General features: G+C 58.8%; 16 protein-coding genes and 2 rRNA genes. 9 read left to right on the plus strand and 9 right to left on the minus strand.

Features of this window, described 5'->3' with window-relative positions; genetic code table 11:
* Positions 1-87: 87 nt before the first annotated feature.
* Positions 88-906 carry a 3-methyl-2-oxobutanoate hydroxymethyltransferase gene (gene panB, locus ACA071_RS26610; RefSeq protein WP_497641817.1) on the plus strand — a complete coding sequence of 273 codons (819 nt, stop codon included), beginning with the start codon at positions 88-90 and terminating at the stop codon, positions 904-906.
* Here panB and ACA071_RS26615 read toward each other — a convergent pair.
* The gene (locus tag ACA071_RS26615; RefSeq protein ID WP_497641818.1) at positions 891-2,288 is read right to left on the minus strand and encodes an aminotransferase-like domain-containing protein; all 1,398 of its coding nucleotides are present in this window, start codon (positions 2,286-2,288) and stop codon (positions 891-893) included. The two genes, panB and ACA071_RS26615, sit on opposite strands and share 16 nt — an antisense overlap.
* Before the next feature lie 184 nt (positions 2,289-2,472).
* Between ACA071_RS26615 and ACA071_RS26620 the strand changes: the two genes are divergently transcribed.
* The 4 genes from ACA071_RS26620 to ACA071_RS26635 all read left to right on the plus strand — a co-directional run bounded on the left by ACA071_RS26620 (position 2,473) and on the right by ACA071_RS26635 (position 7,931).
* Positions 2,473-3,891 (plus strand): short-chain fatty acid transporter, encoded by a 1,419-nt coding sequence (locus ACA071_RS26620; RefSeq protein WP_429512471.1) that lies wholly within the window; start codon positions 2,473-2,475, stop codon positions 3,889-3,891.
* A gap of 307 nt (positions 3,892-4,198) precedes the next feature.
* The gene (locus tag ACA071_RS26625) at positions 4,199-5,896 is read left to right on the plus strand and encodes an acid phosphatase (protein ID WP_497641819.1); all 1,698 of its coding nucleotides are present in this window, start codon (positions 4,199-4,201) and stop codon (positions 5,894-5,896) included.
* A gap of 156 nt (positions 5,897-6,052) precedes the next feature.
* Positions 6,053-7,225 (plus strand): hypothetical protein, encoded by a 1,173-nt coding sequence (locus ACA071_RS26630; protein WP_497641820.1) that lies wholly within the window; start codon positions 6,053-6,055, stop codon positions 7,223-7,225.
* Between the two features lie 181 nt (positions 7,226-7,406).
* Positions 7,407-7,931, plus strand: coding sequence for an SET domain-containing protein-lysine N-methyltransferase (locus tag ACA071_RS26635; protein ID WP_497641821.1), 525 nt, complete (start codon positions 7,407-7,409; stop codon positions 7,929-7,931).
* Between the two features lie 6 nt (positions 7,932-7,937).
* Here the strand turns inward: ACA071_RS26635 and can are convergent, their stop codons facing one another.
* The gene (gene can / locus ACA071_RS26640) at positions 7,938-8,582 is read right to left on the minus strand and encodes a carbonate dehydratase (protein WP_123514497.1); all 645 of its coding nucleotides are present in this window, start codon (positions 8,580-8,582) and stop codon (positions 7,938-7,940) included.
* A gap of 152 nt (positions 8,583-8,734) precedes the next feature.
* Here can and ACA071_RS26645 point away from each other — a divergent pair, with 152 nt between their 5' ends.
* Entirely contained in the window at positions 8,735-9,139 is a 405-nt protein-coding gene (locus ACA071_RS26645; protein ID WP_497641822.1) for a serine kinase/phosphatase, read from the plus strand.
* Between the two features lie 137 nt (positions 9,140-9,276).
* Here ACA071_RS26645 and rimI read toward each other — a convergent pair whose 3' ends face one another.
* Together rimI and ACA071_RS26655 are read right to left on the minus strand one after the other, a co-directional pair.
* A complete protein-coding gene (gene rimI / locus ACA071_RS26650; RefSeq protein WP_123410073.1) occupies positions 9,277-9,729 on the minus strand; it encodes a ribosomal protein S18-alanine N-acetyltransferase in 453 nt (150 codons plus the stop codon).
* Positions 9,722-10,462 carry a P-loop NTPase family protein gene (locus ACA071_RS26655; protein WP_497645392.1) on the minus strand — a complete coding sequence of 247 codons (741 nt, stop codon included), beginning with the start codon at positions 10,460-10,462 and terminating at the stop codon, positions 9,722-9,724. Before ACA071_RS26655 ends, rimI begins: the two co-directional genes overlap by 8 nt.
* Before the next feature lie 219 nt (positions 10,463-10,681).
* Here ACA071_RS26655 and mksB point away from each other — a divergent pair, with 219 nt between their 5' ends.
* From mksB to mksF, 3 genes are read left to right on the plus strand one after another with little or no spacing between them, the layout of a single operon-like run.
* Positions 10,682-11,959 carry an Mks condensin complex protein MksB gene (gene mksB / locus ACA071_RS26660; RefSeq protein WP_497641823.1) on the plus strand — a complete coding sequence of 426 codons (1,278 nt, stop codon included), beginning with the start codon at positions 10,682-10,684 and terminating at the stop codon, positions 11,957-11,959.
* Entirely contained in the window at positions 11,949-12,650 is a 702-nt protein-coding gene (gene mksE / locus ACA071_RS26665; protein ID WP_347805955.1) for an Mks condensin complex protein MksE, read from the plus strand. Before mksB ends, mksE begins: the two co-directional genes overlap by 11 nt.
* Positions 12,647-15,487, plus strand: a complete 2,841-nt coding sequence (gene mksF, locus ACA071_RS26670; RefSeq protein WP_497641824.1) for an Mks condensin complex protein MksF — start codon at positions 12,647-12,649, stop codon at positions 15,485-15,487. Before mksE ends, mksF begins: the two co-directional genes overlap by 4 nt.
* A 72-nt stretch (positions 15,488-15,559) precedes the next feature.
* Here mksF and ACA071_RS26675 read toward each other — a convergent pair whose 3' ends face one another.
* The 5 genes from ACA071_RS26675 to ACA071_RS26695 all read right to left on the minus strand — a co-directional run bounded on the left by ACA071_RS26675 (position 15,560) and on the right by ACA071_RS26695 (position 22,439).
* Complete coding sequence (locus ACA071_RS26675) at positions 15,560-17,863, minus strand: PqiB family protein (protein ID WP_497641825.1); 2,304 nt, start codon at positions 17,861-17,863, stop codon at positions 15,560-15,562.
* Positions 17,856-18,479 (minus strand): paraquat-inducible protein A, encoded by a 624-nt coding sequence (locus tag ACA071_RS26680; protein ID WP_497641826.1) that lies wholly within the window; start codon positions 18,477-18,479, stop codon positions 17,856-17,858. The genes ACA071_RS26675 and ACA071_RS26680 overlap by 8 nt, the downstream gene beginning before the upstream one ends.
* Complete coding sequence (locus ACA071_RS26685) at positions 18,466-19,125, minus strand: paraquat-inducible protein A (RefSeq protein WP_497641827.1); 660 nt, start codon at positions 19,123-19,125, stop codon at positions 18,466-18,468. Before ACA071_RS26685 ends, ACA071_RS26680 begins: the two co-directional genes overlap by 14 nt.
* A gap of 149 nt (positions 19,126-19,274) precedes the next feature.
* A 5S ribosomal RNA gene (gene rrf / locus ACA071_RS26690) occupies positions 19,275-19,390 on the minus strand.
* 157 nt (positions 19,391-19,547) lie between these two features.
* A 23S ribosomal RNA gene (locus ACA071_RS26695) occupies positions 19,548-22,439 on the minus strand.
* Positions 22,440-22,552 lie beyond the last annotated feature (113 nt).

A 22,552-nucleotide genomic window follows, 5' to 3' on the forward strand; every position in this document is an offset into this window, starting at 1 on the left:
GGGTTGGTTTTTAGCGGTTCTCTGTGCATTGAATTCAGCGTCACGACACCAATAATCGGGCACTTTCCAACCCACAGGAAAGCCGCCATGAGCAGCCATACCCGCAGCAAACGCCTGACCGTTCCCCAACTGGTGGCCATGAAAGGCCAACAGAAAATTGTCTCGCTGACCGCTTACACCCGCTCGATGGCCGAGTTGATGGACCCGTTCGTCGACTTCGTGCTGATCGGCGACTCCACGGCCATGGTCGGTTATGGCCGCACCTCGACCCTGGACATGAGTCTGGAAGAAATCATCGGTCACACCCGTGCGGTGGTGACCAGCACCCGATTGGCCTGCGTGGTTGCCGACATGCCGTTCGGCAGTTATCAGGAATCACCGCAACAGGCCTACCGCAATTGCGCCGAAGTGCTGGCCCGCACCGGTTGCGATGCGCTCAAGCTCGAAGGCGGCAAGGCCTTGGCCGGCACCGTGGAGTTTCTGGTGCAGCGCGGCATTCCGGTGATGGCGCATATCGGCCTGATGCCGCAGTACGTTAACGTCATGGGCGGCTTCAAGGCCCAAGGCCTGAATGACACGACCGCCGCTGCCATCGAAGAGGATGCTCGCGCGCACCTCGCCGCCGGTGCGTTCAGTCTGTTGCTGGAAGGGGTGGCCGAACCGTTGGCCCGGCGCATCAGCGATTTCTCCGCGATGCCGACCATTGGCATCGGCGCTTCACCCGCCTGCGACGGGCAAGTGTTGGTGACCGAGGATGTTCTGGGGCTGGGCGGTGAATATGTGCCGCGCTTCGTCAAACCCTATGCGGATGTCGGCGCACTGATCAGCCAGGCGTTCGAGTGTTTCGCCGATGAAGTGCGCAACGGCCAGTTTCCGCAGATGCAGCATTGTTATGGCGTCAGCTGACGTTCCTGCTCAATGGCTTCGGCCAGCGTCTTCACGGCCTGGCCGATGTCCTTGCTCCAGTCCACGGTGTAGCTAAGGCGCAGGTAATTGCGCCACAAACCCTGTTGGCTGAACATCTCGCCGGGGGCAATCACAATGCCTTTGGCCAGCAAGCGCTCGAACACCCGGCGCATGTCCACCGGGTCGACGGATCGCGCCCACAGTGTCGCGCCCCCCGCCGCTGCCACCACGTTGAGCTGGTCGGCGGCGTGCTCTTGGAGCAGGCGGGTCATCTGCGTCATGCGTTCATGGAGCAGGCCGCGCAACCCCTGAGTGTGCTGATCAATACGCCGCGAGCCATACAGGCGGGCCAGCGCTTTCTGCCGGATCGGCGAAAGGCGAAACGCGCGGTCGAGGCACTGGCGCTGCATCGCGGCTTCCTGACCACGGATCAACACATAGCCGAACGGCGCTTCCGCACCGATGACCTTATCGAACGTGGAAAACACCACCAGCCTCTCGGGGTCGGCGAAATCCCGGTAGCGCGACTGCTCGGGGAGGAATCCGAACTCGCCATAACTGTCGTTCTCGAACAGCCAGATACCCCGCTCGCTCAGCCATTCGCATAACTGCTGTTTGTCGGCCGCCGGCATCAGGCTGCCGTGAGGGATATTCACACCGGATGAGAACACCGCCAGCGCGACGGTTTCACGCTGCAACAGGTTGAGAACCTGTTGCAGGTCGAAGCGGCCATCGGCTTGCAGAGGCAGTTCGATCACCCGGATGTTCGCCGCGTGTAACTGCCGCAATATCGCCCAGGAGCACGGCGACTCCACCAACGCCACGCTGCCATGCAGTTTCAGCGCGGCCAACGACATATCCAGCACACTGCGCAGATCGGCGCCAATAAACACCTGCTCCGGCTGCCAGTAATGCTCGGTCGAACGGGTGTAGCGCTCAGCCAGCACCGTACGTAATTCGATCTCGCCGAAGGGTTGATACAACGGCACCGCCGAACGTGGATATTGGCGCAACAATTCGCGCTCGGTCATCAGCAGCGGGTTTTCCAGGGACAGCAACATCGACGGCGCATCGCTGCTCAGCGCCAGCATGCCGGGCTGGCGCGCGTAGGCGTAAACGTTGTCGAGCAGGTTGGCGGCCGGTGTCGCCAGTTGCGTCGAATTGGCCGGGCAGAAATAGCCGAGCTTGGGTCGGGAAAAGACCCGGCCCTCATCTTCAAGCAAGGCGTAGGCACACTTGGTGGTAGACACCGAGACCTTCAAGCGCAGCGCTAACTGGCGCAATGACGGCAGTTTCCACTCGCCCTCGGTCCGGGTCGAATCGATCAGCTCGACCAGGTAGCGGTACACGGCTTGATAGGCGAAAGTGCTGTCCTTGTTCAATCGCGGTCATTCCTGAGGGGGTAGGCACGGCGCAGCATCCTCCCTTGGCGGGCACGACGCAATCTGCGCCAAACACTAAAACAGCCCCGCAAAAAAACTGCGATTGATTTACTGTTGGCACCTGACCAGACGGGCCTTTGCGGCCCGGAACATCACAATAATCATAAAAATCCGAGGTACTCCCGTGGCCGCTGATATCGACGATAGCCGCTATGCCCGCTTTGCCCTGCGCTGCTCAAGCTTTGCCGAACGCTGGTTCCCCGATTCCTGGGTATTCGCCGCCCTGGCGGTGATCATCGTGGCCCTGGCGACCCTGGCCATGGGCGCCAAACCCACCGACGCCGCCATGGCGTTCGGTGACGGGTTCTGGAGTTTGATTCCGTTCACCATGCAGATGGCGTTCGTGGTGATTGGCGGCTATGTGGTCGCCAGTTCGCCACCAGCGGTGAAGCTGATTGATCGCCTGGCGCGGATCCCGAAAAACGGTCGCTCCGCCGTGGCCTGGGTCGCATTGATTTCCATGGTTGCGTCGTTGCTGAACTGGGGCTTGTCGCTGGTGTTCGGCGGCTTGCTGGTACGCGCCCTCGCCCGCCGCACCGATCTGAAAATGGATTACCGCGCGGCCGGTGCCGCGGCCTACCTGGGCCTTGGCGCCGTTTGGGCATTGGGCTTGTCGTCGTCCGCCGCGCAATTGCAGGCCAACCCGGCCAGCCTGCCGCCGTCGATTCTGTCGATCACCGGCGTCATCCCGTTCACTCAAACGATCTTTCTCTGGCAGTCCGGTGTGCTGTTGCTGGCGCTGATTGTGGTCTCGCTGATCATTGCCTACGCCACCGCACCCGGCCCGAATAGCGCGCGTGATGCCAAGGCTTGCGGGATCGACCCGAGCTTCAACCTGCCGCCGCTGCAACCGCGCACCCGCCCCGGTGAATGGCTGGAACACAGCCCGTTGCTGACGATTCTGCTGGTGCTGTTGGCCGGCGGTTGGCTATTCCATGAGTTCTCGACCAAACCGGCGATCAGCGCGATTTCCGGGCTGAACACCTACAACTTCCTGTTCATCATGCTCGGCGCCCTGCTGCACTGGCGGCCGCGCAGCTTCCTCGATGCAGTGTCTCGAGCAGTGCCGACCACCACTGGCGTGCTGATCCAGTTCCCGCTATACGGCTCAATCGCCGCGCTGATGACCACCGTCAAAGGCACGGACGCCCAGACCCTGGCCCACCACATCTCGACCTTTTTCGTACAAATCGCGTCCCATGACACCTACGCGTTATTGATGGGCGTGTACTCGGCGATTCTCGGTTTCTTCATCCCGTCCGGCGGCGGCAAATGGATCATCGAAGCGCCGTACGTGATGCAAGTGGCCACCGACCTGAACTACCACCTGGGCTGGGCCGTACAGATCTACAACGCCGCCGAAGCCCTGCCGAACCTGATCAACCCGTTCTACATGCTGCCGCTGCTGGGCGTGCTGGGATTGAAGGCGCGGGACTTGATCGGGTTTTCGTTTGTGCAGTTGCTGGTGCACACGCCGCTGGTGTTGTTTCTGCTGTGGGCGTTGGGGACGACGCTGGTTTATACGGCGCCGGTGATGCCGTAAACACGGTTAGGCGTTCATCCTTTTCTGCGATGAACGCCGCTTTGTGGCGAGGGGGCTTGCTCCCGCTCGGCTGTGAAGCAGTCGTAACCCTGCCACCTCGTTTCTCCTGAAACAACTCGGTTACCAGTATCAGGGCCGCTTCGCGCCCCAGCGGGAGCAAGCTCCCTCGCCACAGTTTCTATGCCTGCCATGCAACTGCAGATCGGATCCAACTTCGTGTAACCTCCCCGTCACATCGCGCTGCTAGCGTCCCGCCGAAACAACTCGCAACAAATTGCCATAATTCTGCAAAAAAACAGGAGCTGGAATGAACGACGAAAAAGACGGCAACGACATCCCCTCCCCTGAAACCGATCAACCTACCGATACCAGTCGCCGCCGCTTCCTGGGTGGCGTTGCAGTATTGGGTGTCGGGGCAACCCTGAGCGCCTGCGGCACCAAAGGCGATGACGCCGACAAACCGGTCGAGCGCCCGCTGACGCCCACCGAGCTGGACAAAGCCCTGCACGAAAACGTGAAAAACGTCGTGGTGATCTACGGCGAAAACCGCAGCTTCAACAACTTGTTCTCCGACTTCCCCGGTATCGAAAAACCGCTGTCGGCACTCAAGCCGGAGGATTACCAGCAGCGGGACCGTGACGGCAGTCTGCTCTCGACCCTGCCACCGGTTTGGGGTGGCTTGAACCAGGTCGGTCCGCAAACCCTGGATGGCGTGGTTTATCCCGCCGGCACGCAATTTCAGGAACACTTGCCCAATGCGCCCTACGCACTCAAAGGCCCGCAAGGCGAAGACTTGCCCCTGAGCCTGGTGACCCGCGATTTGTGGCATGTGTTCTACCAGAACCAGATGCAAATCAACGGTGGCAAAAACGACCGTTTTGTCGCCTGGGCCGATTCCGGTGGCCTGACTTTCGGCCACTACGCCCAGACCCGCTATTCATTGCGCTTGTGGGATGTCGCCCGGGAATTCGTGCTCTGCGACAACTTCTTCCAGGGCGCTTTCGGCGGTTCGTATCTGAACCATCAATACCTGATCAGCGCCCAAGTGCCGTTCTACCCGGATGCCGCCAATTCGATCGCCAAGCCACAGATCGCCACATTGCTGAGCGATGACCCGACCGACAACCGCCTCAAACCGCTGGACGCATCGCCCGCCAGCGCTATGACCGGCCCGCCGCAGTTCGGCCCGAGCCTGCTGACGCCCGATGGTTACGCGGTAAATACCATGGCGCCGCCGTACTGGCCGACCTGGATCCGCGACCCCGAGCGCCCGGACTATGCCAAGCCGTTACCTAGCGTGCTGGTGCCGCAAACCCACGACCACATCGGCGACAAGCTGTCGAAAAAGAACGTCGACTGGGCCTGGTACGGCGGCGCATGGCAAGCCACGATCGATGAGTACAAGGATTCGGGCGCCATTCCGAAGATTCCCAACTTCCAGTACCACCATCAGCCGTTCAACTACTTCAAGCGCCAAGGTCCGGAAAACCCGGCCGAGCGCGCCAAGCGTCTGCGCGACGGTGGCTTGGGCGATGAGTCGAGCACCAACAAGTTCCTGGCCGATGCCGAAGCCGGCAAGCTGCCGGCGGTGACGTTCTACAAACCCCAGGGCAACCTGAACATGCACGCCGGGTACGCCGACATCGCGTCCGGCGACCGACATATCGTCCGTGCCCTGAAAGTGCTGCAGCAAAGTCCGCAATGGAAAAACATGGTGGTGGTGATCACCGTCGACGAAAACGGCGGCTGGTGGGACCACGTTGCGCCGCCCAAGGGCGATCGCTGGGGCCCGGGAACGCGGATCCCGGCGCTGGTGATTTCACCGTTTTCGCGCAAGAGCACGGTGGATCACACGGTTTATGACACCGCTTCGATCCTGCGGCTGATCACCCGCACCTTTCAGCTGGAAACCCTCGACGGGATTAAAATGCGCGATGACGCGATGATTGCCCGGGGTCAGAAGCCCATGGGTGATTTGACCAATGCTCTGCATTTTCCGGGTTGATTGATTGAAGATCAAAAAATCGCAGCCTTCGGCAGCTCCTACGGGGGAATGTCGTCGGCTGCGATTTTTTGCATGGGCACTGGACCGCTCGACACATCTGGTTTCAGTATGTACCCGCCCCCGCCTACGAGGGCCCACGCTGAAAAGGATCTGAGCATGTTCAAACTCGCAGGACTTACCCTCGCCGCCCTCACCCTGAGTGCCGCCGTCCACGCCGATGTCGATCTCAAGCTGGGCAGCACCGAACGCGTCACCCGACTCTTCGCCTACCCCAACAATTGCAACGTGATCTGCTTTCGCAACTGGACGCTGGAGCAGACTGTCGAGCATTACCTGACCCAGAGCGTGCAACGCGATGGTTACAGCACCGCAAAAGTCCGGGTCAAAACCGATAACCATCAGCTCTACGCTGAAATCACTGGCGTGCCCAAGGGTTATGACAAACCTCTGGCCGCCCTGCTCGATGCCGGTGACCTGGCCTACAACGGCGCCAAAAAACTCAACATTGATGGCAAATGGGCTTATAGCTGGTATCTGTTCCTGCCATTGGGCATGGCCCTGGAAAACCGTAAAAGTGTCGAGTTGCTGCACTTCCCGCCGGATTACTCGCTGACCCAGGCGCAGGATTACCTGCGCTCGGCCACCACTGATCGTTGGGCGACGCTGTTGACCGACAACGGCATTCCGGCCGCCCAGACACCGGCCTATCAGACCATCATCGACATCGCCCCGATTGCTGCGCCATCCAGCGCCGGTAAGGATCTGGAAGGCGTCTACGACTACTTCAAGGACTACCAGACCACCATGGTCAAGGAAGTCAGCCAGAATGCCAAAGGCGCAGCGTTGCCGATGGTCGCGTTCGGCGCGCCGGTGCGTAACTGGATCAAGGCGCAATACGGCGTGACTGTGAGTGTGCTGGGTCTGGCGACGATCAGCCCGAGTGCCGGGGTGAAAGTGCCGGTATTGGGTTCCAACCACCCGAGCTACATCTGGTACGCCGCCGACCCGGAAACCTACACCGGCCCCGATGCCCAGGCCAAGGCTGATGCCGCTGGCCTGACCGTCATGGGCCAGGATTTGAGCGCTGCGTGCTGGCAGGCCGGGATGGGCAGCAAACCGGGCAGCGATCCAAGTGCCCAGCTGAAAAGCTGCACCCAGACCTGGCAGGTGACCCAGAAAGAAAAAACCTGCGAACTGTTCTACACCTCGATCCGCAACCTGACGCCGGCAGACGCGGCGACCAAATGCGCCACGCCGCCGGTCAAGTCGCAGCTGCAACAGCTGCAAGCCCCGGCTCCAGTGCCTGCGGACCCTGCACCGCAAATCTGAAACGATAAACGCCTTTTGCACGTGAGCCATGACTCACGTGCAAAAGCGCACTTTTCCCCTGTCAGTTCTGACAGTAGACCGAATACATGATTTGCGAGAGGCTTGAGGCATACCCAGTGTTGCAGGGCTGACAGGAGCGTCAGCGTCCAGAAGTTGCAGCACTCTGCCGACAAGGATCGTTATGAAAGCTCAAGCGCTGCACGGCCCCGACAAACCGCCCACGGACGGCATCTACCCTTTCGCAGAGTTACCCATTCGCCTTGGATTTCCTGCCAAGGCCGACTTCGACATTATCTACGACGCCCAGGGCTCGGCAGAGGCCGTCGCGGCACGCCGGTCATTTCCCCGCATCACCCGGATTTGCCGGGCTTCAGGGCATTTGCTGCCGTATCGCTGTCGACATACACGGCAACTGGCCCCCGGTATCCACGTCTACGACCCGCGCTTTTGCGGGCTGTTGCGTCACTCCTGCGACCCAAACGTCTTTCTCGACATGAGCGAGCTGTGGTTATGGGCGCTGAAGGACATCAACAGCGGCGACCGGCTGACCATGGATTACGCCACCACAGAAGACAAACTGCGGCGCCAGTTCGCCTGTCAGTGCGGCTCGACGGACTGTCGCGGCTGGATCACCGGCTACGATGAACCGCCGAACGCCGACGGCCAGCTGTTTCTAATGCACTGGCGTCGGCGAAGTCTGTGCTGAACGGCGTTACAACGCACCGACCGGACGCAGGCGATATTGCGGCGGCAACTGCTCGAAACCGCTGATGGTCGCGTTCAGGCTTTTCCAGCGACCGTCCTTGATGCCGTAGATGCAGCCGTGGATCGACAGGCTCTGCCCGCGATGCCAGGCGTTTTGCACAATGCTGGTGTGCCCGACGTTGGCCACTTGCTGGACCACGTTGAGCTCGCAGAGGCGGTCGACCCGTTCTTCTTCGGTGGGCAACTTGGCCAGTTCTTCGCGTTTTTCATAATAGAGATCGCGAATCGAGCGTAGCCAGCCATCGATCAGGCCCAACTGACGATCCTGCATCGACGCACGCACGCCGCCGCAGCCGTAATGGCCGGTGACCAGGATGTGTTTGACCTTGAGCACGTCCACCGCGTACTGAATCACCGACAGGCAGTTCAAGTCGGTATGCAACACCACGTTGGCCACGTTACGGTGCACAAACAGATCGCCGGGCAACATGCCCACGATCTCGTTCGCCGGTACGCGGGCGTCGGAGCAACCGATCCACAGGTATTCCGGGGTTTGCTGGCGGGCCAGTTTGGCGAAGAAATCAGGATCTTCTTTGGTGATCGCGTCAGCCCAACGCTCGTTGTTATCAATCAGATCTTGTAATTCGTTCATGCAATGAAGCCTCAAGAATGGTGCGCAGCTTTGACAGACGACCGCCCGTCGGGGTCACGCACGTGATGCAGATAGCCGGTCTTCCAGGTCGGCGGAATTCTCAGGAGCTCAGTAGGTCCACCCTAGTAAGGCCCACAGTATGAGGAATTGCCATGACTGATTCACGACGTCCGTACGATGCAGTGCAACCGGAGCCCATCGATGATAACGAAGACCGCATGGGTTCGATGCATGAGCTGGATTTCGACGAGGAAGAACCCAGCGCCAAAATCGGTGACGAGCTGCCGGAAAACGAACGCGAACGCCTAATGCCCAAGGAACGTGTGCGCGAAGCCGGCATGACCGGAGCCTCGACCGACGACCATGAGTCTACCGACGATGACATGAGCCCGGAAACCCTGATCCATGAAGACGGCGCGCGGGACTCCCATGAAGCCGGTGAGGGCAACCAGGCGGATTGGGACCTGAGTATTGTCGATGAAGACGATATTGGCGGCGGCAATGGGTTGGATGAAGCGGAGTTGGCAAAGCGGGATCCGATAGACGGGAATCGTTGATCGATCCGCGATTCATCTGACTGACCGGATCTACCTGTAGGAGCTGCCGAAGGCTGCGACCTTTTGATCTTTCTGTGTCGCGACAACAAAAGATCAAAAGGTCGCAGCCTTTGGCAGCTCCTACGGGGGATCGGTGTTTAGTCAACCAGGGTGCAGGCCATGACCACCGCATCTTCCCGCCCGCCCACCGCCGGATAATAATCCCGGCGCCGACCAATCTCGTTAAACCCATACCGCTCATACAACTTGAACGCGCCACGGTTGCTGTCGCGCACTTCCAGGAAACACTCCCGCGCCTTGGCGTCATACGCCCGGGACATCAAGTGTTCCAGCAGCGTCAAACCCAGGCCTCGGCCCTGATTTTCCGGTTTGACGGTGATGTTCAGCAGGTGCGCCTCATCCAGAATAATCTGCACCACACCGTGGCCGACCTGCTGCGAACCTTCGAACATCAGCCAGATTTGGTACTTGCCCAGGCCATCGAGAAAAATCCCCCGAGTCCACGGGTGGCTATAGGCCGCATATTCGATCTTCAGTACAGCGTCCATGTCCGCCTCGGTCATCGGGCGGAACGATACAGCGTCACTCATTCGATTCTTTCCAACGCGCCATCAGCCGACGCATGGCTTGCCAGACATCAGCCTTACGCTGTGGCTCTTCCATTAAAAGTTCCAGACCCGGCAGGGCCCAGACCGAGCCCAGGCCTTCGACCTGGAGTTCACGGTTGAAGGATTCGGCGTTCGCCTCGCCGGCAAACCGCACCGCCGGCAGGCCGATCAGCCATAGACAGACGCACGGGGCGTCTTCGAGCCGGGCCGAGAGGAAACCTTGCACGAAGTCCCGAGCCGCTTCCGGCCCCTGATCCATCGTGCCGCGGACCAACAGCGGCCAGCGCACCGGTTCGCCGACGATCTGCGGGCTGTCCGGCAGGCCGGCGGCACGCAGCATGTCCTTGAGCAACATGTACGCAGGATCGCGGGTCTGGAAAGTTTCGCCTGTGGGTAACTCCACCAGCAGCAGGCAGCGCCCGGCCCGCAGCAATTGCAGGGCGAAACGCGGCGGCGGCACGACCGGCGCCTTGATCACGACCGGAGCCGCCTCTTCTTCGACCTTGGCGCCGGTGCGGGTGCTGGCCAGCGATGGGCGCGGCACTTCGATTTTCACCCGTTCGACCGGTTTGACCACCGGTTCCACGGGCACCTCAGCCACGGTCGCCTGCACCACCGGGGCGACGACCAACGGCTCAGGCGTCTCCAGCAGTTCGGGCCGCGAGGGCGCAGCAAAGGGCAATTCGGTGCGCGGCAGCCAGTTGGCCACCTGCATGGCAGTCAAATAAGCGCGACGACGGGACTCGATAAGCAAAGGTCGGCCACTTGTGGATAACTAAAGTGCGCTGATTCTACCGCCCTTCGCTCAAGATCGCCCGCTGTTGATCGATACTCTTACCCATAGAAACAGCGACAGCCCGTCCCGCGAGTGAATCGCAACGGGCGTGATGCAGTACAATCGCTGCTTTTATTCGACAACCAGCCGGCCATCCCGATGATCGAACCCAAGCGCGTCTTGCGCGCCCTCGCTGAACACTGGGCACTTCTGGAGCCACTGTGCGAGCACTTCGACCAAGGCACACTGAGCCTCAACGAACTGCGTTCACAGTTGGCCGCCCAGCAACTGGACAGTACCCCGCAGGACATCACCAGCCTGCTGGACGTGTGGATCCGCCTCGACATCCTGGTTCCCGTGGCGAAAAGCCCGAACCGTTTCGAGCTCAATGCGCAGATCCACGACTTCCTCGCCTACCTGCGCCGTGAGCACCGTCTGGGCCTGTGCCTGGAAATCGAAGCCTATTTGCGCCATCTCGAACGCCTGGCCGGTTACATCCAGGACGCCTTCGACATCCGCGACGGCCACGACCTGGCGCGCCAATTGCGCCTGCTCGACATGCGTGTACGGGATGTCTTGAAGAAACTCGCCAACGACGAACAGGCCCTGGTGGCCGTCGCCGAACGGGCCAAGACCAGCGACCGACAAATCCCGTTGCGTCAGCGTTATGCCGAAGTACTGGCGACCTGGGACGAATACGTCGAGCCGATGATTCAGTTGGTGAACGCCGACGGCGCCTTCGAACAAGGCGTGCGCAAGGTCGAAAACGTCCTGCTGCGCATGCTCACCGAACAGCAACGCCTTGGCCACCTGGTCGATGACGACATGCTGCTGCGCACCCACGCGCGCATCCTCGAAATGCAGACCAGCGCTCAGCTGACCCTGCGTCACGCCCGCGAACTGCTGCTGCCGTTGCGTGAAGAGGCCCGTCGTCATAACGCCGTAACCCGTGGCGCGGCACTGGCCTTGTCGGCCATTCGTCGTAAAGGTATCGATGCGGTGCCGCAAGCCGCCATGCCGATGTTCACCCGGCCGCAAAGCACCTTCCTCGGCAGTGCCAGTCAGGTCGAAGCCTACGTGTATGCCCTGGCCCGTTTCGAGCCGAAACCGGCGCGTTTCCCCAAGGCCCACAAAACCCAGAAAGGCGAAACCCCGCGCGCGCCACGCACGGTTCGGGAAATGCTCGAACGTTGCGAAGACGCGCTGCCGATGCCGGACCTGATGACCTGGCTGCTGGAGCAGGAACCGGACGGCGCTACCGACGAATTGCTTTATTGGTTCTCGCGCCTGTCGCGGGAAAAACGCTTCACCCGCGAGCGTCTGGAACGCCGCGATTATCACACTCATGAGCATCAGGTCAGCCTGCGCTCCTTCGCCCTGCTCTCGGCCCGCGACACCGCCGCCGAGGATTCTGCGAGCACTCCACATGCATCTTGATCTTTCCGAACTGTCCCAACTGGCGCCGATCTTTCGCGAGCTGTTCAAGGGCTACCACGTCAGCCGCCGCGATCCGGAGCTGTACGCACAATTGTCGAACTTCCAGGACCAGTACCGCACGCTGTTCAGGGCGCTGGGCTATGAATTGGTCTGCGACACCCGTGGTTTCTATTACTTCGTGCCGGATCTCGCTGCAGCGGCGGTGAACAAGACCGCGCAACGTTTGGCGCTGTTCACCTTCATCCTCGTCGAACACCTGGCTGACCAGGGCCGCGACCCGGTCGCCGTGCTTGACGGCGGCAGCCTCGGTCGCGACGAATTGCCGTCGCTGCTGGAGAAATACCGCGACCTGTTTATCCAGGCCGAAGTGCAGACCGTCGAAGAACTCGAAGAAAAAATCATGCGCCGCATGACCCAACTCGGTTTCGCTGGCGAAGAAAACGGCATCTACCGTTTCCTGCCACCGATGCACCGTTTCCTCGATGTCTGCCTCTCGGTTCAGCAGGACCGCGATCTGGCCGCCAGCCTGCACAGCGTGCTGCCATTGCCAGTTCCGGTACTGATCGATGACGACAGCGATGAAAAGCTGCTGGAAACTGATGATCCGCTGGACCTCAGCGACTTTGCTGAAGAAAGCGAAGAAGACGCAATGGCCCGCGCCATCGCCGAAGAACAGGAGACCGACGCATGAGTAAGGAACGCTACGGCATTCGCCGCTTCGCCCTTTTGAACACCGCCGGTTACAGCCTCGGATTGTTCCCGCTGGAAGAACCGCTGTCGGTCTATGGAGCGAACAACCTCGGTAAATCCGCCTCGATCAACGCCTTGCAGTTCCCGATCCTGGCGCGCATGTCGGACATGAGTTTCGGCAAGTACAGCCTGGAACAATCCCGGCGTTTCTATTTCGCCTCGGACACCAGTTACATTCTGGTCGAAGTGTCGTTGCCTCACGGTCCACACGTGATCGGCGTGGTCGGTCGCGGCCCGGGTGGTGGTTTCGGTCACCAGTTTTTTGCCTACGCCGGCAAACTCGACCTGGCTCACTACCAGAAAAACGACACCTGCCTGCGCCAGAAAGAGCTGTTCACCAACCTTGAGCGCGAGGGCCTGAAAGCCTACGAACTCAAGCCCGATGAACTGCGGCGTTTGCTGGTCGGCGGTCACACCTCTATTCCGCTGGACCTGACGCTGATCCCGCTGCGCTCCACCAGCGAGCAGAGCCTCAAGACCTTCCGCGCGTTGTTCATCAACCTGCTGCACATGCGCGAAATCACTGCGGCCAAGCTCAAGCAGCTGTTCCTCGATGCTTTCGAACACAGCCTGCGCTCCGGCAGCGTCGATTACATCGCCGCGTGCGAAGAAGCGTTCCGCGATGTACGACGTATGGAGCAGGACTACAACTCGCTGGTCACCGCCGGCCCGCTGGTTGAAGCACTGGCTTCCGGGGTTGCCCAACGCAATATCCTGCGCGGCAAACTGCATCGCATCTCACCACTGCTCGATTCGTTGCTTGGCACTTGGTCGGACTACGCCAGCGCGCGTAAGGAAGAGCTGACCATTCAGGCCGAGCACTACCGCAACGAGCAAGACGCCCTGCAGAACGATCAGCGTGGCGGCACCCAGGAGCTGATGCGCCTGGAGCGGGAAATCACCGGCATCCAGCGTTGGCTCGGTGAGTTGTCGGTGCTCAAGCATCGCTTTGCGTTGGTCACTGACGTCAAAGTCCTGGAGCAGCAATTGCTCGCGGCCAAGGATGCCCACGATGAACTGGCCGGTGCGCTGGCTCAGTCGCGGCAGTTCAGCGCCGAAGACTTGGAAGAACGTCTGCGGGACCTGGAAAAACGCCTGAAGTCGGTGAAGCAGCAACTCGATCACGCCGACAACAACAGCTACGCCCGTCTGCGCGAAGAGTTCTCGCAACAGGACGTCGAGCGCTTGATGCGTCTGTTCAACAGCGCGCTGTTCAGCCTGCCATTGGGCGAGCACGGCATTACGCTGGACGAGGACGGCCATTGGGTCAAATCCCTGGAACTGATCCTCGATGGCTTCAAAGGCGAGCGCTTCGAAGTGCCGGGTCTGGCCATCGACATCTCGCACATCGAGCCGCCGGCCCTGCAAGCCCTGGCTGACCGCGCCGCATTGCGCGATCAGAAAGAACGCTTGGAGAAAGAACTCAAGCAACTGAAAACCCAAGCCGCCGTGGTCGCCGACCGCGCGGCGAGCAAGACCCAGACCGAAGCGCTGTACCAGCAAGTGCTGGATGCGCAAAAGGCCCTGGAAGATTTCCGTCGCGCGCAAACCCTGAGCGCCGAAGAAGACGACAAGCTTGAGCAATTGGCGCAGATGGAAGCCGCGCAGGAAGAGTTGAAGCGTTCCAGCGATGCCTTCACTGAGCGCGTCCAGCAACTGTCGGCCAAGTTGCAACTGGTCGGCCGGCAGATCGGCGACATGGAAGCCAAGCAACGCACCCTCGACGACGCCCTGCGTCGCCGTCAGCTGTTGCCGGCCGACATGCCCTTCGGCACGCCCTTCATGGACCCGATTGACGATTCCATGGATAACCTGCTGCCGCTGCTTAATGACTATCAGGACAGCTGGCAGGGTTTGCAGCGCAGCGATGGTCAGATCGAGGCGTTGTATGCACAGGTCCGCCTCAAAGGCGTGGCCAAGTTTGACAGCGAAGACGACATGGAGCGTCGCCTGCAATTGCTGATCAACGCCTATGCGCACCGTACCGATGAAGCGCTGACCCTCGGTAAGGCGCGCCGTGCGGCGGTCACCGACATCGCCCGGACCCTGCGCAATATCCGCAGCGACTACGACAGCCTCGAGCATCAACTGGCGCTGTTCAACCGCGAGATCAACAAGCGTCAGGTGTCCAACCTGCAGAGCTTCCGCATCGTGCTCGCGCCGAACAAGGAAGCCCTCAAGCACATCGACCAGATCATCCACAGCGCCGGCCAATACGAAGAAGGCGAAACCCTCTCCGTGTTCGACCTGAGCCAAAGCGCCGATCAGGACAACAAGAACGAAGAGGCCAAGGAATACCTGGCGCGGTTGGTGGCGGCAAACCACAACCAGCTCGGTCTCAAGGACTTGTTCGAACTGGCGTTCGAGATCACCAAGGTCAACGGTCAACCGGTGATCCACACCGACATCGACGGCGCGGCGTCCAACGGCACCACCATGACCATCAAGGCGCTGACCAACATGTACTTGTTGCTGCACTTGATGGACCGCGACCAGGCCGGTCGCGTGCGCCTGCCGTACTACCTCGACGAGGCAGCGGACATCGACGAGAAGAACCAGGCGGCGCTGCTGGAAACCAGCCTGCAACTGGGCTTCGTGCCGATCCTGGCGAGTGTGAAGCCGCAGGTCTGCGCCAGTGTGGCGATTGACCTGGAAGGTGGTAGCGGGCCGAACGGGATCTACATCGATGAGGCGGACTGGAAGTACATTCGTCGTCACGATGAAGTGAAGGCGACTGTGAATGTTGCAGCGGATGAGCCGGAGCTGGATGCGGTCTGATGCTTGATTGAAGGTCATAAAAAAGGCCGCGATCCAATGGATCGCGGCCTTTTTCATATCTGCTGCATGGGGTTACTTGCCGAGTGAAATTTTCGGCGCCCAAGTCAGCCATTCATCCTCAAACTTGTCGAATAGCGGAAAGGTCTGCTCTGGCCGGGCCGGCGTGCCCATGCGTTCACCGTCCGGTGTAGCGAAAGCGACGCCGCCCTGGATCAGTGTCTCCAGCGATTCGGTCCGCACTGTCGCGCCTTTGAACAGGCCGAAGTCCAGGCCAAAGCCACTGGTGTTCCAGAACCGCGTGCCACTGCGCACCAATGGCGCATACTTCGGCTCGATCAGGATGTGCACCAGCACGCGATCCGCCGTCGAGCCCAATTCATAACCCGTCACCTTGCCCACGGTGATTTCACGATAGGTCACCGGCACACCCGTTTTCAGCGAACCACGACGGGCCGCGCTCAATACCAGGCTCAACCCGGCTTCAACCTTGGCGGACTCCGGCGGGTTGGCCAGCGCTACAAAGTTCTTCTGCGGACCGAGGTTTTTCGCCGCCGGTTGCACTTCGATGTATTGACCGGTGACCAGCGTTTCCAGGTTCGAGGTCTTGATCAATCCCAGCTCAGGCTTGACCACCCAGAACTGGCTGCCTACCCGCGCAATGCGTTCCGGCACTTCGGTAATCCGTGCGGTCAGCATCACCGACTGCAAGTCATCAGTCAGGTCAACGTCCTCAATCTTGCCGACGTCCAAGCCTTTGAAGCGGATTGGCGTGCCGGTACGCAAACCATCCGCGCGATCGACTTTGATGGTGACCACCGCGCCTTTCTGGTTCGCATCGTCATGGCTCGGGAACAGACGGAAACGCGGGATTTTCTTTTGCAGCGGCGCCTTGGCTTCCGGGGTTTCGAAAGCGATACCGCCGGCCATCAGGCTTTGCAGCGATTCACTCTTGACCTGGATGCCTCCGGTCAGCCCACCGCTGAGTGTGATGCCGCTGGCGTTCCAGAATCGCGACGAGGCGTTGACCAGCCCTTCGTATTCTTTCTCGATGTGAACACCGATCACCAATTGTTTCTTGGTCTTGGAGAACTGATAACTCTGGACCGAGCCGACTTTGACCTGCTTATAGAGCACCGGGCTGCCGACTTCCAGGGAACCGAGGTTCTCGGTAAACAGCACCATGTGCAGGCCCGGTGAGCGCAGGTCCAGCGGCGGCGCCTTGGCTCGAGCCACGAACTCGCGCTGCGGCGCACTGCCCTTGTCGCCCGGGCGCACGGCGATGTAATTGCCTTTGACCAAGGCTTCCAGGCCGGTAATGCCCGCCAGCGAGATCGACGGTTTGACCACCCAGAATTGAGTGCCGGTGACGAGGTAATCTTCGGCCAGCGGGTCGAGGGTCAATTCGGCGGTGGCGCCGGACAAGTCCGGATCGATCTTCAGCGCCTTCAGGTTGCCGACCTGGATACCCTTGTACATCACTGGCGTACGGCCAGCCTGCAAGCCTTCGAAGTCGCTGAGTTTGACCTTGACCCGAATACCGGCTGCCGCCGCATCGAAGTCTTCGTAGAGACGGAACGGAAGGCTCGGATCGGTCGGAGGGCTGTCCTTGCGGTTTTCCGGCGTGGCGAACGCGATACCGCCGGCGACGATACTGGCCAGGGATTCGCTGCGGATTTTTACACCAGACAGATTGGCGTCGATGCTGATGCCGCTGGAGTTCCAGAAACGTGTGTGTTTGCGCACCAGGCTGGCGTAGGTCGGCTCGATGAACACTTTGAGCTCGACGGTGCTTTGGTCTTCGGACAGCAGGTAGCTTTTGACCTGGCCAACCTTGATCTGCTTGTAAAACACCGGGCTGCCGCGGTTCAACGATCCGAGACGATCAGCCTTGATGGTCAGATGCAGGCCGGGCTTGGAGTCCGACAGCGGCGGCTCTTCGGCCAAGGCCTTGAACTTGCGGGTCGGCTCGCCTTCACCGGGGCTGACGGCAACATAATTGCCCGACACCAGGGTTTCCAGGCCAGTGATACCGGCGAGGCTCACGCTTGGTTTGACCAGCCAGAAGCGCGTACTGGTCTTGAGGTACTGCTCCACGTCCTTGTTCATCTCGACGGTAGCGATTACACCTTTGGAGCTGCCTTCGTCGTCGAGCTTGAGGGTCTTCACCTTGCCGACCGACATGCCCTTGTAAACCACTTCGGTTTTGTTGGCCTGGATGCCCTCGCCGCTTTCGAAGCGCACTTGAATCTCGATACCGGTTTCGTTGTAGGCACGCCAACCGAGCCAGCCGCCAATGATCAGGGCGATCAGGGGTAGGACCCAGATAGCTGACCAGTTCGAGGCCGGTCGGGTTTTCGCTGTAGGCAAATCAGTCATGGTCGTCGTCCGACTCCGTGTTATCCCAAATCAGTCGGGGATCGAAAGTAACTGCGGCAAGCATCGTCAGAATCACCACACTGGCGAAGGCGATGGCGCCAAGATTGGCTTCGACGCTGGCAAGCCGTCCGAAATTCACGACCGCCACCAGGATGGCGATCACAAAGATATCCAGCATCGACCAACGGCCGATGAACTCGATAAAGCGGTACATCACAATTCGTTGGCGTGCCGACAGGGGCTGGCGCCGCTGCACCGAAAACAGCAGCAACGCGATGCCTACGAGTTTGAACGTTGGTACCAGAATACTGGCGATAAAAACCACGGCCGCGATGGGGATCATGCCGTGCTGAACCAGTTGGATCACGCCGGACATGATGGTGCTGGGATCGCCCTTGCCCAGTGAGCTGACGGTCATGATCGGCAGCATATTGGCCGGGATGTAGAGAATCGCGGCGGTGACCAGCAGCGCCCAGGTACGCATCAAGCTGTTCGGTCGACGGGCGTGAACCAGCGCACCGCAGCGGGTGCAAACTTGCTCGTCGGTGTCGGCTTCCTGCTTGTTCAACTCATGACATTCGATACAAATCAGAATGCCTGCATCAATCGCCCGCATGGGCATCTTCTCCTGACAAAGCCTGCCAGATCTGGTGAGGCGACATCACAACCTCCAACCACACCTGGACCAGCAACAAACTGATAAAGCACGCCAAGCCAAGACCGACGGTGATCGCTGCCATATCTGCCAGCTTCACGATCGCTACCAGCACGCCCATGAGGTAAACCTCAAGCATTCCCCAATCCCGAAGGTGGTGGTAAATGCGGTAGAGCAGCAAACCGTAGCTGCGCCCAACATCAAAGCGAATGCTCAGGAGCACCAGCAACTGACAAAGCAATTTGAGCAGCGGGATTCCCATGCTGCACAGGAATACAACGACCGAGACGCCTTGCATGCCGGTATTGAACAGGCCGATAACGCCGGTCCAGACAGTGTCTTGTGACGATTGCCCGAGTAGATTGAGCTGCATGATGGGTAAAAAGTTCGCCGGGACATACAACAACAGGGCGGCAATGACCAAGGCAAGGCTGCGCTGAACAACGTTATGCCGATGAGCATAGAGTTCGTAGCCGCAGCGTGGACATAGGGCTTTCTCGCCATGGGCGAGTTCGGGCTTGCGCATCAGCAGGTCGCACTCATGACACGCCACCAAGTCGTCCAGCGGTAAATCTGACAGCCCTGGGGCGTCAACCGAATCTGGCATAAAAGGCTCTTGCTCCGAAAAAGATGGGCCTATTCTAGTGTTCTGAATCGAAAATAACTGTGCAAATTTGTGCTGCTGTCCGAGCGCACTTTCCTGCGGGCAAAACAAAACCCCTACCTGCATACGCAGATAGGGGTTTCGGAATTTAATCTTGACGATGACCTACTCTCACATGGGGAAACCCCACACTACCATCGGCGATGCATCGTTTCACTGCTGAGTTCGGGATGGGATCAGGTGGTTCCAATGCTCTATGGTCGTCAAGAAATTCGGTAGCCAGGTCGTTCACCTTTCGGTTTACGCTCCAGCGAATGGGTATGTGACAGATTTGTGTGTTTTTTTGCTGCGAACTTTCGGTTCATTGCGTCTTCACACACCGCAATCTGATGCTCTCTCGAGTAGTCAAATTGCTTGGGTGTTATATGGTCAAGCCTCACGGGCAATTAGTATTGGTTAGCTCAACGCCTCACAGCGCTTACACACCCAACCTATCAACGTCGTAGTCTTCGACGGCCCTTCAGGGGACTCAAGGTCCCAGTGAGATCTCATCTTGAGGCTAGTTTCCCGCTTAGATGCTTTCAGCGGTTATCTATTCCGAACATAGCTACCCGGCAATGCCACTGGCGTGACAACCGGAACACCAGAGGTTCGTCCACTCCGGTCCTCTCGTACTAGGAGCAGCCCCTCTCAAATCTCAAACGTCCACGGCAGATAGGGACCGAACTGTCTCACGACGTTCTAAACCCAGCTCGCGTACCACTTTAAATGGCGAACAGCCATACCCTTGGGACCGGCTTCAGCCCCAGGATGTGATGAGCCGACATCGAGGTGCCAAACACCGCCGTCGATATGAACTCTTGGGCGGTATCAGCCTGTTATCCCCGGAGTACCTTTTATCCGTTGAGCGATGGCCCTTCCATACAGAACCACCGGATCACTAAGACCTACTTTCGTACCTGCTCGACGTGTCTGTCTCGCAGTCAAGCGCGCTTTTGCCTTTATACTCTACGACCGATTTCCGACCGGTCTGAGCGCACCTTCGTACTCCTCCGTTACTCTTTAGGAGGAGACCGCCCCAGTCAAACTACCCACCATACACTGTCCTCGATCCGGATAACGGACCTGAGTTAGAACCTCAAAGTTGCCAGGGTGGTATTTCAAGGTTGGCTCCACGCGAACTGGCGTCCACGCTTCAAAGCCTCCCACCTATCCTACACAAGCAAATTCAAAGTCCAGTGCAAAGCTATAGTAAAGGTTCACGGGGTCTTTCCGTCTAGCCGCGGATACACTGCATCTTCACAGCGATTTCAATTTCACTGAGTCTCGGGTGGAGACAGCGCCGCCATCGTTACGCCATTCGTGCAGGTCGGAACTTACCCGACAAGGAATTTCGCTACCTTAGGACCGTTATAGTTACGGCCGCCGTTTACCGGGGCTTCGATCAAGAGCTTCGCGTTAGCTAACCCCATCAATTAACCTTCCGGCACCGGGCAGGCGTCACACCCTATACGTCCACTTTCGTGTTTGCAGAGTGCTGTGTTTTTAATAAACAGTCGCAGCGGCCTGGTATCTTCGACCGGCATGGGCTTACGCAGTAAATGCTTCACCCTCACCGGCGCACCTTCTCCCGAAGTTACGGTGCCATTTTGCCTAGTTCCTTCACCCGAGTTCTCTCAAGCGCCTTGGTATTCTCTACCCAACCACCTGTGTCGGTTTGGGGTACGGTTCCTGGTTACCTGAAGCTTAGAAGCTTTTCTTGGAAGCATGGCATCAACCACTTCGTGTTCTAAAAGAACACTCGTCATCAGCTCTCGGCCTTAGAATCCCGGATTTACCTAAGATTCCAGCCTACCACCTTAAACTTGGACAACCAACGCCAAGCTGGCCTAGCCTTCTCCGTCCCTCCATCGCAATAACCAGAAGTACAGGAATATTAACCTGTTTTCCATCGACTACGCTTTTCAGCCTCGCCTTAGGGACCGACTAACCCTGCGTCGATTAACGTTGCGCAGGAAACCTTGGTCTTTCGGCGTGGGTGTTTTTCACACCCATTGTCGTTACTCATGTCAGCATTCGCACTTCTGATACCTCCAGCAAGCTTCTCAACTCACCTTCACAGGCTTACAGAACGCTCCTCTACCGCATCACCTAAGTGATACCCGTAGCTTCGGTGTATGGTTTGAGCCCCGTTACATCTTCCGCGCAGGCCGACTCGACTAGTGAGCTATTACGCTTTCTTTAAAGGGTGGCTGCTTCTAAGCCAACCTCCTAGCTGTCTAAGCCTTCCCACATCGTTTCCCACTTAACCATAACTTTGGGACCTTAGCTGACGGTCTGGGTTGTTTCCCTTTTCACGACGGACGTTAGCACCCGCCGTGTGTCTCCCATGCTCGGCACTTGTAGGTATTCGGAGTTTGCATCGGTTTGGTAAGTCGGGATGACCCCCTAGCCGAAACAGTGCTCTACCCCCTACAGTGATACATGAGGCGCTACCTAAATAGCTTTCGAGGAGAACCAGCTATCTCCGAGCTTGATTAGCCTTTCACTCCGATCCACAGGTCATCCGCTAACTTTTCAACGGTAGTCGGTTCGGTCCTCCAGTTAGTGTTACCCAACCTTCAACCTGCCCATGGATAGATCGCCCGGTTTCGGGTCTATTCCCAGCGACTAGACGCCCTATTAAGACTCGCTTTCGCTACGCCTCCCCTATTCGGTTAAGCTCGCCACTGAAAATAAGTCGCTGACCCATTATACAAAAGGTACGCAGTCACCCAACAAAGTGGGCTCCCACTGCTTGTACGCATACGGTTTCAGGATCTATTTCACTCCCCTCTCCGGGGTTCTTTTCGCCTTTCCCTCACGGTACTAGTTCACTATCGGTCAGTCAGTAGTATTTAGCCTTGGAGGATGGTCCCCCCATATTCAGACAAAGTTTCTCGTGCTCCGTCCTACTCGATTTCATGACTAAGAGATTTTCGCGTACAGGGCTATCACCCACTATGGCCGCACTTTCCAGAGCGTTCCGCTAATCTCAAAGCCACTTAAGGGCTAGTCCCCGTTCGCTCGCCACTACTAAGGGAATCTCGGTTGATTTCTTTTCCTCAGGGTACTTAGATGTTTCAGTTCCCCTGGTTCGCTTCTTAAGCCTATGTATTCAGCTTAAGATACCTAACTTATGTTAGGTGGGTTCCCCCATTCAGACATCTCCGGATCAAAGTCTGTTTGCCGACTCCCCGAAGCTTTTCGCAGGCTACCACGTCTTTCATCGCCTCTGACTGCCAAGGCATCCACCGTATGCGCTTCTTCACTTGACCATATAACCCCAAGCAATCTGGTTATACTGTGAAGACGACATTCGCCGAAAATTCGCAATTACTCACAAATTTTACCTTAGCCTGATCCGTTACCAGTGAAAGTAACGTTCAGT

Source organism: Pseudomonas sp. LBUM1646, from assembly GCF_059716165.1.

What these genes read in the sequence shown, in the direction of transcription:
- panB (WP_497641817.1), top strand. Translation starts at nt 88, where the DNA reads ATGAGCAGCCATACCCGCAGCAAACGCCTGACCGTTCCCCAACTGGTG.
- ACA071_RS26625 (WP_497641819.1), top strand. Translation starts at nt 4,199, where the DNA reads ATGAACGACGAAAAAGACGGCAACGACATCCCCTCCCCTGAAACCGAT.
- ACA071_RS26630 (WP_497641820.1), top strand. Translation starts at nt 6,053, where the DNA reads ATGTTCAAACTCGCAGGACTTACCCTCGCCGCCCTCACCCTGAGTGCC.
- ACA071_RS26635 (WP_497641821.1), top strand. Translation starts at nt 7,407, where the DNA reads ATGAAAGCTCAAGCGCTGCACGGCCCCGACAAACCGCCCACGGACGGC.
- can (WP_123514497.1), bottom strand. Translation starts at nt 8,582, where the DNA reads ATGAACGAATTACAAGATCTGATTGATAACAACGAGCGTTGGGCTGAC.
- ACA071_RS26645 (WP_497641822.1), top strand. Translation starts at nt 8,735, where the DNA reads ATGACTGATTCACGACGTCCGTACGATGCAGTGCAACCGGAGCCCATC.
- rimI (WP_123410073.1), bottom strand. Translation starts at nt 9,729, where the DNA reads ATGAGTGACGCTGTATCGTTCCGCCCGATGACCGAGGCGGACATGGAC.
- ACA071_RS26655 (WP_497645392.1), bottom strand. Translation starts at nt 10,462, where the DNA reads ATGCAGGTGGCCAACTGGCTGCCGCGCACCGAATTGCCCTTTGCTGCG.
- mksB (WP_497641823.1), top strand. Translation starts at nt 10,682, where the DNA reads ATGATCGAACCCAAGCGCGTCTTGCGCGCCCTCGCTGAACACTGGGCA.
- mksE (WP_347805955.1), top strand. Translation starts at nt 11,949, where the DNA reads ATGCATCTTGATCTTTCCGAACTGTCCCAACTGGCGCCGATCTTTCGC.
- mksF (WP_497641824.1), top strand. Translation starts at nt 12,647, where the DNA reads ATGAGTAAGGAACGCTACGGCATTCGCCGCTTCGCCCTTTTGAACACC.
- ACA071_RS26675 (WP_497641825.1), bottom strand. Translation starts at nt 17,863, where the DNA reads ATGACTGATTTGCCTACAGCGAAAACCCGACCGGCCTCGAACTGGTCA.
- ACA071_RS26680 (WP_497641826.1), bottom strand. Translation starts at nt 18,479, where the DNA reads ATGCGGGCGATTGATGCAGGCATTCTGATTTGTATCGAATGTCATGAG.
- ACA071_RS26685 (WP_497641827.1), bottom strand. Translation starts at nt 19,125, where the DNA reads ATGCCAGATTCGGTTGACGCCCCAGGGCTGTCAGATTTACCGCTGGAC.